At 38.2% G+C, this 12,749-nt stretch carries 10 protein-coding genes; 1 reads left to right on the top strand and 9 read right to left on the bottom strand.

The genetic code is table 11. From position 1 onward, the window contains the following. Window positions 1-169 precede the first annotated feature (169 nt). Together AAHB12_RS07630 and AAHB12_RS07625 are read right to left on the bottom strand one after the other, a co-directional pair. On the bottom strand, window positions 170-1,060 hold the full coding sequence (locus AAHB12_RS07630) for an ROK family protein (protein ID WP_342044847.1): 891 nt from the start codon (window positions 1,058-1,060) through the stop codon (window positions 170-172). Window positions 1,061-1,281: 221 nt separating this feature from the next. Next, on the bottom strand, window positions 1,282-3,030 hold the full coding sequence (locus tag AAHB12_RS07625; RefSeq protein ID WP_342044846.1) for a phospho-sugar mutase: 1,749 nt from the start codon (window positions 3,028-3,030) through the stop codon (window positions 1,282-1,284). Window positions 3,031-3,847: 817 nt separating this feature from the next. Between AAHB12_RS07625 and AAHB12_RS07620 the strand changes: the two genes are divergently transcribed. Continuing rightward, window positions 3,848-4,318 carry a hypothetical protein gene (locus AAHB12_RS07620; protein ID WP_342044845.1) on the top strand — a complete coding sequence of 157 codons (471 nt, stop codon included), beginning with the start codon at window positions 3,848-3,850 and terminating at the stop codon, window positions 4,316-4,318. A 73-nt stretch (window positions 4,319-4,391) separates the two neighbouring features. Here AAHB12_RS07620 and AAHB12_RS07615 read toward each other — a convergent pair whose 3' ends face one another. The 7 genes from AAHB12_RS07615 to AAHB12_RS07585 form a co-directional block, all read right to left on the bottom strand. Continuing rightward, entirely contained in the window at window positions 4,392-4,874 is a 483-nt protein-coding gene (locus AAHB12_RS07615; RefSeq protein WP_342044844.1) for a VanZ family protein, read from the bottom strand. Window positions 4,875-5,702: 828 nt separating this feature from the next. After that, complete coding sequence (gene rfbB, locus AAHB12_RS07610) at window positions 5,703-6,722, bottom strand: dTDP-glucose 4,6-dehydratase (protein WP_342044843.1); 1,020 nt, start codon at window positions 6,720-6,722, stop codon at window positions 5,703-5,705. Between the two features lie 109 nt (window positions 6,723-6,831). After that, the gene (gene rfbA, locus AAHB12_RS07605) at window positions 6,832-7,719 is read right to left on the bottom strand and encodes a glucose-1-phosphate thymidylyltransferase RfbA (protein WP_342044842.1); all 888 of its coding nucleotides are present in this window, start codon (window positions 7,717-7,719) and stop codon (window positions 6,832-6,834) included. 166 nt (window positions 7,720-7,885) lie between these two features. Beyond that, on the bottom strand, window positions 7,886-8,881 hold the full coding sequence (gene manA, locus AAHB12_RS07600; RefSeq protein WP_342044841.1) for a mannose-6-phosphate isomerase, class I: 996 nt from the start codon (window positions 8,879-8,881) through the stop codon (window positions 7,886-7,888). Window positions 8,882-8,915: 34 nt separating this feature from the next. Then, a complete protein-coding gene (locus AAHB12_RS07595; protein WP_342044840.1) occupies window positions 8,916-9,977 on the bottom strand; it encodes a glycosyltransferase in 1,062 nt (353 codons plus the stop codon). Window positions 9,978-9,992: 15 nt separating this feature from the next. Further along, a complete protein-coding gene (locus tag AAHB12_RS07590) occupies window positions 9,993-11,378 on the bottom strand; it encodes a sugar phosphate nucleotidyltransferase (protein ID WP_342044839.1) in 1,386 nt (461 codons plus the stop codon). Between the two features lie 123 nt (window positions 11,379-11,501). Then, window positions 11,502-12,593 carry a glycosyltransferase gene (locus tag AAHB12_RS07585; RefSeq protein WP_342044838.1) on the bottom strand — a complete coding sequence of 364 codons (1,092 nt, stop codon included), beginning with the start codon at window positions 12,591-12,593 and terminating at the stop codon, window positions 11,502-11,504. Window positions 12,594-12,749 lie beyond the last annotated feature (156 nt).

The following is a 12,749-nucleotide window of genomic DNA, read 5'->3' as shown; positions in this document are numbered from 1 at the left end:
AAGCAGGCATTTTTCCTCTTAGGGGTGCCCGCTTCATATACTTACACCTGTTGCATTAAAATATTATTTATCTTCTCTATAAATGCAGTGGAAACTTTATTCAACTTCGCTTCGTTGTCCTCTACATCTATCTTAGCTCATAAATATCTGTTCTCTCGTCCCATACTAATCAGATAATACTCTCTCTGAAACATCCTTTTTTAGCCAATGCCAACGCTCCACATAGCCCGGCATTTTCTCCTAAACCAGGTGATACAATATAATCCTTAATTTGACCTGAGGTAATACTTTCGTGCTGAAGGTAACCATTTAATAACCCAGCGACTCTATCACGTACCATAGAAATTAGGTGTTGCTGTTTCATCACACCTCCCCCTAAAATAATCTTCTTCGGCGAAATAATTAAAATATAATTAGCAACAGCTTGTGCCAAATAATAGGCTTCCAGTTCCCATACCTTGGTTACTCCGGCAAGCTCTAGCCCCTTCTTTCCCCATCTTTTTTCAATAGCAGGTCCCGATGCCATACCCTCTAAACAGTCCTTGTGATAGGGACAGCTCCCTCCAAATGAATCTTCTTCATGCCTTTTAATAAAAATATGACCCATTTCTGGATGTGTTAAACCATGGAGAAGCTCCCCGTTTACAACGGCTCCTACCCCAATTCCTGTTCCAACCGTCATATACATACAACTATCTACATCCTTTGCTGCTCCCCACTCCATCTCCCCTAATGCGGCAGCGTTTACATCCGTATCAAAACCAATAGGTACAGGAAATTCCTTCTGAATTTCCCCTAGAAAGTTAAACTGGCTCCAATATGGTTTAGGCGTACTAGTTATATAGCCATAGGTGCTACTGCTTTTATGTAAATCAACAGGACCAAACGAACCGATTCCTATCGCATCAAGATGTTTCCCCTTGAAATAACCTATAACTCTTTCCATTGTTTCATCAGGGGTAGTAGTTGGAATGGTAATCTTCTCAAGAATTTCTCCGTGTTCCGAGCCAATCCCACATACAAATTTTGTGCCCCCTGCTTCTATTGCGCCAAAAAGCATTGTTCTTCCCCCTTTAATTAAGGATGTGAAACAATTAGTACTGTACTAATTTCAAATAGACATCTATACATTCCCTTAAGCATTTTTAAGAAAGCTGTCAGAATTCCTAAATATTTCCCTTAGTGATGAATAGACACAACAATATAGTGATTCCAAAATCTAAACAAACGTTTGATTAATAAATAAAGGGCAGGCTTCCTAAGAAATACCTGCCCTCATAATTATGCCTGCTGCATCAGGCTATTGTTTACCTTCTCCATAAATGCATTGGAAATTTCATTTAACTTTGCTCCACTATCCTCTACACTTGTCCCTTTCACACCAAAGTAGAACTTCACCTTTGGCTCTGTACCAGATGGACGTAAGCATACCCAAGAACCATCCTCTAGATGGTACTTTAACACATTAGACTTCGGTAAGTGAATGTCCTCCGTTGAACCGTCTGTAACATTTGTTTTTACACTTGCTTTATAGTCCTCTGCTGTAACAACCTTCAAGTCTGCAAATTCTGTTGGTGTTTCCGCACGGAAGGAAGCTAATAGATTCGCTATTTGCTCAGCACCGTCTTTCCCTTTTAACGTAAGTGATTTTAATCCTTCACGATAGAACCCATACTTTGTAAAGACCTCAAGCAACCCCTCATATAACGTCATGCCCCTCTTCTTATAGTAGGCAGCCACTTCAATAGCGAAGATTGTTGCTTGTACCGCATCCTTATCGCGTACAAAGTCTCCGATCAAATAGCCGTAGCTTTCTTCATAGCCAAATTGGAAGACATACTCCCCTGTTGTTTCATATTCTTTAATCTTCTCTCCAATAAACTTAAATCCTGTAAGTGTATCTACTGTATCCAAGCCGTAAGCCTTCGCGATTTCACGACCAATCTCAGACGTTACAATCGTTTTTAACACAATGCCGTTTTCAGGTAATACACCCTTCGCTTTCTTCTGGGACAATAAGTACTCCAACATAAGCGCCCCTGTTTGGTTACCAGTTAAAACGATGTATTCACCCTCTGTATTCTTCACCGCAACACCTAGACGATCTGCATCTGGATCTGTCGCCACAAGTACATCAGCATCAATTTCTTTTCCGTATTGGATTGCCAATTCGAATGCTTCATGCTCTTCCGGGTTTGGTGACTTTACTGTAGAGAAGTTTGCATCTGGCAACTCTTGCTCCTTCACAATCGTTACGTTTGTATAACCAAGCGCTGCTAACGCTTTACGCACCGGTTTATTTGCTGTTCCGTGAAGCGGAGAAAAGACAATTTTCAACTTGTCTCCCATTTCTTCCGCAAGCTCAGGGTTTACAGAAATTGTTTTCAGCTGCTCCACATATTTCTCATCCATCGTTTCGTCAATCATTACGATAAGACCTTTTTCCTTTAATGCAATTTCTGTTTCCACCGCAATCTCAAGCTCATTTTCCACTTCATTTACTCGCTCGACGACCATATCAGCTTCTTTTGGCGGAAGCTGTCCGCCGTCTTCTCCATACACTTTGTATCCATTGTACTCAGGTGGATTATGGCTTGCGGTAATAACAATACCGGAGAATGCGTTCAATTCACGTACCGCAAAAGATAATTCCGGAGTCGGGCGAAGCTCTTCGAATACATACGTTTGAATACCATGGCTTGCTAGGGTTTTTGCTGCTTCCATCGCAAATAGTGGTGACTTATGACGGGAATCATACGCAATCGCAACACCGCGCTTTTTTGCTGCTTCTCCATACGATTCAATAAAACGAGCTAGTCCCTCAGATGCTTTACGTACTGTATAGATATTCATACGGTTTGTGCCCGGTCCGATTTCCCCGCGCATGCCGCCTGTTCCGAACTCTAAATTTTTATAAAAACAATCCTCTAGTTCCTTCTCATTTTGGCTAGCTGTTTCTAATGATTGTTTAATCTCTTGATCTAGTTGAGGGAATTTAACCCAACGTTCATATGTTTGTTTCCAATTCATAATCTAATTCTCCCCTATTCAAATAGTACTTCATGTAAAAAACAGAGTATGTACAAGCATCTAAAAAGCAGAACATGCCCTGAAAATTGCTCCCCCAGCTTATGTTCTGCCCATCACATTAGATTCCATTATATAGTATAACAGGAACAATAAGTTTTATATTTCTGTAAATTTTCCCTATTTATGTATCAATGGAGTTCTAAACCAGTCAAACATCTTTAGTGATTAATAAAGATAAGATCAGGAGACAAATTATAGGGCATTATCAATAATCGTTCTAGTTTTAAACAAATGTTTGCTTCATGCTACTAAAACTATTTACACCTATGATCATTGACATATAATCACTTAGCAACATTTCATATGCGGTACTTTCTCTAGTGTTTGCTCTATTTCCTCTTGAGAAAATATCGAAATCGAAATCAAAATGATGATAGTCCTCCCAAAAAATTATTTTAAAGTTCTATAAAATTAGTTTTTCTAGCCCCTATTTTAAGGAAATCTGTCCTAGAAACGTAGAAATTCCTAGTAGCATATCCTTAATCCCCTTTATTTACCAAAAAACTTCGTTGCACTATAATAAACACTAGTTGACAGAAATATCCCAATCAAACAACTCATTCCAGATTCCCACTTATCCATGCCATGAATTTTTTAAAGACAAGAAGGTGTATGCAAATTACAAAACATCTCCCGAAACGACTAACAAGGTCTGACTATCATCATATTAAGCAAATCACCTAAAGTATTACCAAGCCATACGACAAACTTATGAGTATTTAAATATACTCATATAAAAAAAGGAGAGGAAATACAAATGAGAAAGCCACAATTGATGTTCTTTGTATCAGAAAAGCTGTATGCCATCTTTCCAACAATCGAAAATGGCATCGTTCCCCTAAAGGATAACCGCAGGGGCATTCTTGCCATGTCTTGTGAGCACAACGGTTCCTACACAGTTGCTCTCCACACTGTAAGTCGTATAATAGACGAACAGTACGAAACTGAACAGTTGCTTGAAGTCTTTAGGTTCTCTAACTTTCAGGATAAAGAATGGTTTTCACAATATTTAGCTTACATGTCTTCCAGCCGCATCCTTATGCATATCAATCGTAAGCATCACAGCCAGCGTCTTACTTCCCGCATTACATCAACAAATGAATCAGAGGTAGAGCGGGCGAAAAAATTCTTAGGATTAAGCCAAACCAAAACCGAAGTAGGGCTGGTTATTGCTTTGCGCACACCGGAGGAAGAATGGGAAAAACCCTACGACTATTTTTTAAAATAAATATTTAGTTCATAAATTAGCGTAAAAACGGCGCCTAAATAGTTTATCTAGGCGCTTGTTATTTCTCATATATCTACCTTATAACTCTCCCTATGCTGCTTTTAAATGAACTAGGCTTCTTCAAAAGATAATAATCTAATAAAACCCCTAAGGAATCGACGATTATATCATATAAACGGCCATCTCTTCCGAAAAAAAGCTGCAACAGCTCTGTTGAAACTGCAAAAGCTACAGCAATGGTAATTGCAATTCTATGACTTCTTACCCAGCTATAAAGTAACAAATTCAGAATAGCAAAACCAATAAAATGACCGAGCTTTACCCATACCCACCCATGATGAATTGTTGTCAGGTCATATAGATTAAAAAAATATGAGAAATCCGGATTTGGGACCCACTTAAAACGTATGGAGCGGGACATCAAGAACTGCCCTAAATCCTCTGTAAAGATATTTACACTTAGAAACAATCCCCATAGTATGACAAAGGATAATTGGATTTGTTTTTTACGCCGATATCGTTGAAACTTTTTTCGCCGATTTAATCCTCTTTCCATGTTACATCTCCCCCCAATTCCATAGACTATTTATCTAGAAACAGTTGTATTGCATTTGTATTAACTGGATTTTGTCCACTACATTAAAGATGCAAAGAAATCCATATAGTAGTTGTACAGGCGGTTTCCCATACACATCGAGTTAACAGTGAAAGAAACAGACGAAGAGGAGAGACTGTTATTTTTTGTTCATTTACAGGGGGCGAGTATTCATAATACTACAGCAGTTGGAGCTAGCATATAAAAAAACGCATCAGCATATCGGAGGATAATTTGACAGAACCAATGCTAGGACTTCTCGAAAAGGTACTTGAAGTGGATATTTCCATTCATGCAAAAGGAAAGATTGGTGTAATACTGGGATAGCATATTGTAAAGCAATCGTTTTCAGCTAAAGGATTTTATAAAAGGTGAGAGTCCTGCCACATGACTCCCTAGCTAACACGAACACAAATCTTTTCATAATTATCAGTTAATGGAGAGCAGATGACGGAGCAGTTTCAAAGAATTTGAGAATTTTAAACAAACGTTATTTTACTATTCAGGGTTTTTGAGCCACTATAATTACATCGAAATTAGCCATTCTGAATTTCAAAACTAGGAAATATTGGTGACTTGATATAAAGTAGCCAGAAGCATGATTTTGCTCGAAAATCTTCTCACCAAGGTATTTCGAAAAGGCAGTGAATCCATCACATCTCTTACCCCATATCAAGATGTGTTCTAACTGGAAACGGAGGGCTCAATTTGCATGAATGAAAACAAATGTTTTATTAATAGATAAAATTATAAAAACAGCACCTAAACATATAGTCTAGGTGCCTCGTACTATACCTCAAATCTCTCTCCATACTGCTTTTGAAAATAATCCTGATACTCACCAGAAATGATGTTTTCCCACCAGTCTCTGTTCTTTAGATACCACTTGATTGTCTGCACAATGCCTGTATCAAAAGTATATTTTGGCTGCCAGCCTAGCTCTGTACGAAGCTTTGTTGCATCGATTGCATAACGGCGGTCATGCCCTGGACGGTCAGCTACATATTTAATTAAAGACTCAGGTTTATCCAAATGCTCTAGGATTGTTTTAACAATCTCAATGTTTGTACGCTCGTTATTTCCGCCAATGTTGTACACTTCACCGTTGCGGCCATTATGAAGAACAAGATCGATCGCTTGGCAATGATCTTCTACGTGCAGCCAGTCACGTACGTTTAATCCATCTCCATACACAGGAAGTGGTTTATCATTTAATGCATTAATAATCATCAATGGAATAAGCTTCTCAGGGAAGTGGAATGGTCCATAGTTGTTAGAGCAACGCGTGATGTTGACCGGCAAGCCGAATGTTTCATGATAAGCGCGCACCAAAAGGTCCGCACCAGCTTTACTTGCGCTGTATGGGCTATTCGCTGCTAGCGGTGTTTCCTCTGTGAAGTAACCTGTTTCTCCAAGCGTACCGTATACCTCATCTGTAGAAACCTGTAAATATTTCTTCACACCAAAGTTTTTTGCTGCATCTAGCAATGCTTGTGTGCCTTGAATATTCGTTTGCACGAAAATATCAGGGTTTGTAATGCTGCGGTCCACGTGAGATTCAGCTGCGAAATTTAATACAGAATCAAATTTTTGCTCAGTAAATAAATTATTTATGAATTCACGATCAGCGATATCGCCTTTTACGAATGTATAGTTGGATGTAGTTTCAATGTCCCTTAAGTTTTCAAGGTTTCCTGCATATGTGAGCAAATCCAGGTTTATGATATGATACTCAGGATATTTATTTACCATATGGCGCACAAAGTTACTGCCGATAAACCCAGCGCCACCTGTTATTAATACTTTCATTTATTATGCCTCCTAGAAGTTAAAATTTATATCCATAGGAATTATATTAGAGGATAAGGTCTGATAATTTCGATTTATCTGTCATTCAATCCTATCCTCTGATCTTTATTTATACATAAAATGGTTTTTTACTTTGATCGGCTAACCTTATTAGGTACTGCCCATATTGATTCTTTTTCAACGGCTCCGCCAGTTCAAGGAGATGTTCCCGAGTAATATATCCCTTATTAAATGCAATCTCCTCTAGACAAGCTACCTTTAGACTTTGTCTTTTTTCAATTGTTTCAATAAACTGAGAAGCCTCTAAAAGGGATTCATGTGTACCAGAGTCTAACCAAGAAAAACCACGTCCCAACAACTCTACATGTAATTCACCTAATTCTAAATACATCCTATTTACATCTGTAATTTCTAATTCTCCACGTGCAGAGGGTTTAATACGTTTAGCCATTTCGACCACTCTGTTATCATAGAAATAAAGGCCCGTTACTGCATAATTGGACTTTGGCTCTGCTGGCTTTTCCTCAACGGATACTGCCCTCCCATTTTCATCAAATTCAACAATCCCAAAACGTTCTGGATCATTCACGTAGTACCCGAATACTGTAGCACCATGGGACCTATCTACGGCATTTCGTAAAAGTTGTGTAAGCCCATGCCCGTAGAATAAGTTATCTCCAAGAATTAAAGCTACCGAATCATCCTCGATAAACTCTTCTCCAATGAGAAACGCTTGTGCTAAACCATCAGGTGAGGGCTGTACCGCATATTCTAAATGAATACCAAAACGAGTTCCATCTCCCAGTAACTCTTCAAAACGTGGCGTATCTTGTGGTGTTGATATAATTAAGATATCCCGAATGCCTGCTAACATAAGAACGGACAAAGGATAATAAATCATTGGTTTATCGTAGACCGGGAGCATTTGCTTAGAAGTAGCTTGTGTTAATGGATAAAGTCTTGTACCACTTCCGCCTGCCAGGATAATACCTTTCACTATTGAACATCTCCTCTTGAAAAATTATACATAGACACCTGTGCAGTACAGATCCCTATTCCAAATCGTGTAAGCCAATTTGGAATAACCCCTATAGCGACTGCAATATATAGCTTATAATTTGGCCATTTACCTATTAAGCAGATAATTCATGTAGTGGTAATATTTATACAGTTACTATAAGCCTATCAGTAACTTCTTGTTGCACAGGATATAACTGTGGATATGAAACAATGCATGTGACTTGACCATGAATTGTGAAGTCCCCCATCCCACTTGGCAAGATAAAATGGTCGCCCTTTTGAATAGATACTATACCATCCAGGGTTACAAGTGTTCCTTCACCATTAATTACGCTGACAAGTTGGAAACACTTATCTTGAGAAAGGGAGGCTTCCTGCTCGATGTCCCATTTATATACCGAAAAGTATGTGTCCTCTACAAACTTTGTAATGATAGCACCATTTAGAGTTACCTGTTCAAACTCTAACCTCACATCCTGATGTGGCACTGTGGATACTTCTATTGCCTTATCTAAATGCAACTCCCGTTTCTTGCCATTTGCATCAATACGTTCATAATCATAAACACGATAGGTTGTATCGGAACTTTGCTGCGTCTCAAGAACAAGCGTTCCCTCACAAAGGGCATGAATCGTGCCGCTCGGGACATAAAAAAAGTCACCTGGCTTAATTGCCACGCGACGCAATAACTCATCCCACCTTCCCTTTTGTACCATCCCTACAAACTCTTCCTTCGTTCTAGCATGATGACCGTAAATCATTTCCGCTCCCTCTTTACAGTCAATAATATACCAGCACTCTGTCTTCCCAAGCTCACCGTTCTCATACTCATTTGCATATGCATCATTTGGGTGAACTTGAACAGATAAATCTTGATTTGCATCCAGAATCTTTGTAAGAAGTGGAAATTTATCAGATTGATGGTTACCGAATAGTTCCCTATTATTCTGCCAAAGTTCCTCTAACGTTTTACCCTTATACTTTCCACTTCGGATTATACTCTGCCCATTAGGATGTGCAGAAATCCCCCAGCATTCCCCTGTAGACTTTGACGGCAATTCATATCCGAAAGCTTCAAGTTCCTTTCCGCCCCAAATGCGCTCCTGCAGTACAGGCTGCAAAAAGACTGGTGATTGCATCTATTTTTCCTTCTTTCTATTTGATGTTCCTTGTCTAAACAGACATGAGGATATGGGAAGCAATATTTGTTACCTCATTCACATACAATATCCTTGCTTCATTACTATGATGTATAGGGATAGTAAGATTCTGTAGCCGCTCCCATGTAATCAATTCACATAGGTTATGCTTTCGCAAAAATTCAATCGTATTTTGATCCTCTCTCATTCCTTGCCGATCGATGATAAATAGCTTCTTGCCATGTACAACAGCTTCACTCACTGTTCCCCAACCAGCTTTTGAAATAACAATATCTGAAGCTGCCACATAATTTTGTGACTCCGTATATTCTCTAGGAATCTTAACAACATTTGGATGATTCACATCCATATTACTAGAGACAACAAAACGGCATGCTTCGTTGTTCCACAGCTTCCAATTGCTAATATCTCCAATATCGATTCGCATACCAATTGGCACAAAAGTAATTTGTTTATCCCTGTTAGGATTTAATTCACTGCGGATTCTTTCAACCTCTAGGGGCTCAGCTTGCCTACTATAAAACCCAAACTCCTTACTCTTCCCTTTACCCCATTGCTCTTTGCTTCCAGCTAATGAATAAAAATGGTCCATCTTTTCATATAGACGAAAGAAATGATCAAGTAAATCTCTAGGTACTACATCTTGATAAGCTGTATACCATGTAAAATTAGAAATACCTATAGATGGAACAGCCAATCTCTCTCCCACTTCAAAAGCAATCGGGGAAATATCAGATATAATACATGCAACCTGAAACTCCTTCAAAAACGCAACTTCCAACTCTACTATATACGGTAACTCTCTTACATAGTGCCCATACTGCTTCTCTAAAGCCTGCCAATCCAGCAACAAAGAATGCTGATTCAGTACATAACCAATATCCGTCTCTATCTCATGAAAAAGTACTCTTTCCTCATAAATCTTGAGAGAATCCTTCATAAAAGGTAAAGCAAACGAATGACAGACAATGATTTGCATATCATCTGTCATTCGAAGAATCTCCCTAATGAGAGCAATGGACCGTGCTGCATGCCCATAGCCATACTCAGAAACATAAAAAGCGATTATTCCCATACCTGATCCCACCAATTACAGGATTACTTGTGCTTGTGAGTTGTAATAATGCTGCAGAATCTCTTCCCAGTTCCAATACAGACGAACAAAGTCTGTCTCAATTACTTCTCGACCTGTTTGTACTTCAATAAACTCAAGCTCCGTAATACCACGAATCGCATGCCTTCTTCCAGCAGGAATATGAATAATATCTCCAGCCTTCACACGGCGAATATTATCATCAAGAATTAACTCGCCCTCACCCCGGACAATCGTCCACACTTCATTACGCACATTATGGTAATGGTATGTTGAATTCTTACCTTTTTGAATGCAAATTCGTCTTGTAACCATCTCTTCATTTTGATACTTGGCATAATCAAGAACCTTTGACCAACCCCAAATACGTTCTTGATACATTGGCGGCTGCTCAAAGCCCCCAATTAAATCCTTTACCTTCGGGCTAGCTGCTTTATCAGCTACCAGAATACCATCTGGGCTTGCGGCAACTACAACATTAGAAAGGCCAATTACTGTAACCGGAATTTCCAATTCATTTACAAGATGCGTATTTTCAGACTTCTCACAAACGATCCCCTTACCAATTTGCTCTGTTGCCATTTCTTCTGTTAATGTATTCCATGTACCTAAATCCTTCCAATATCCCTCATATGGAAGTGCGACAATGCGCCTTGCCTTCTCGACAACCTCATAATCAAAGCTGATTTTAGGAAGTACTTGATATTGCTTAGATAATGCCTCATATGTAATTGGGGCATTTTGTTCCTCTAGGATTTTAATTAGATAACCTAATTTAAAAGCAAACACACCACAATTCCAAAGGGCATGCTGCTCAATTAAACCAACCGCTTGCTCCTCACTTGGCTTTTCCGTAAATCTTGCAACAGAGACATATTCATCATTGCTTTCCTGTAGGTTTGGAACAATATAACCATACTTAGAAGAAGGATATGTCGGCTTTACCCCCATAAGCGCTAAATCTGCACCAGACTCCACCAATACCCTCTCTAAATCCCTCACCCTATCAAAAAAACGATCCTCTACATAGGGATCGACAGGCAATACAATAACTGTTTCATCAAGACTCGCATCCTGTTCAGAAAATAAAAAGGAACCGGCAAGAGCAATCGCCGGAAATGTATCTCTTCTCTCCGGTTCTATAATTAATGGGATATCTGTCCCTAATTGACTATACATAATTTCGGTCTGTGTCTTCGATGTAGCGATGACTGCAGATTCAGCTAAACTAACGGCCTCAAGCTGGCTCCAAACACGTTGTACCATCGATTGGCGAAGACCTTCTTCATTCTCTAAAACCTTTAAAAATTGCTTAGAACGTGTATCGTTGGATAATGGCCAAAGACGTTTACCAGAACCACCAGATAACAATACTAATTTCAAAGTACTCTCTCCCCTTTACTGGAAATAAAAAAGGAACCCATTTGGCTCCAACTATTCATTCCTATATATTTTTGATATTTTTACTGAAATCCATATATCTACTTAACATTATTAAGCTCTGATCTATTTATAAAATTTCAAATAACCCTTTACTCCTTGTTTTATCCCATAAATCTTTTGGACCTCTTCCACTTGTTTACTACTATTGGTATATTTCTCTTTTTTAAAGGAATCAATACAATCTAAAATCCCATTTTTGATACTATCATTATCCAACTCACAATATACTACATTATCAAAAGCATGTTCTTTAAAATCCTTCAAGCCCGCAACATTTGTTAGGAGGACTGGAATTCCAGTTCCTATTGCCTCTAAAGCTGCAATACCCACTCCTTCGTATAACGAGGGCATAATGTATAAATCCGCTGCACGTAAATATGTTAAAGGATTCTCAAAGCCAATAAATCGCACATTTTCTTGTAAATCATTTTTCAAGGTGAATTCTTTTTCTTCACCTTCTAGCGCACCCTTTCCTACGTGTAAATACACAAATTTATGATTTCTCTTTTTTAATTCGACAAGTGCCCTCAAAATTGACATATGATTTTTTACGATATTACAGTTACCTACACTTACTATACAAAATTCATCAAGTGAGATACCTAGCTTTGCTCTAGCTTCTCTTTTCGTTTCTTCAGATGTAAAGTTGAAAATAGTTTCATCATACCAATTGTTCACTATTGCATTGCATGTATTATAAAACATTTTTTTTTCATTTTCATATACACTTTGACTAATAGCAATATGCTTTACACCTATAATTCTCCCTAAAAAACGAGTAATAGTACGTCTAATTCGTAAAAGTCCGTTAAAGGAAAATACATTATGAACAGTCCGAATAACTTTCTTTGCACTACCTAATTTAGCATCTAATTCATAATATAAAGCTTGTCCTTCAGTATGCACATGTACTATATCAAACTTTCCATTTTTAATAAACTTCATAACTTTATAGTGTTGTTTGAAAGAATTATTTGCACTTATATGGTGAATTATATATCCTGCATTTTCTAATTCGATGGCATAAGGTCCAATATCTGAACTCGTCGCTAAGATATGTTTTTCTAAATCTACTCCCCAATACTCGGCCGAAGTTTTAAGCATTGTTTCAGCACCAGATGGTAATAGGGAATTTAATACATGTAAAATCTTCATTTATTCCTCCCAAGATAATTTTTATTTAGGTTGTTAAAAGGAACTCATATTTCATAACAAAAAATACAAAAATCTTTACATTTACATTCAACATGTATTTAGGCATATTCGAATTACTGATAAGTAATTACGATTTTGCAATACAAGAAGACAATT

The organism is Bacillus sp. OTU530, assembly GCF_038440375.1.
Note: the sequence above shows the minus strand (reverse complement) of the source record. Positions and strands in the feature narration are given on the sequence as shown.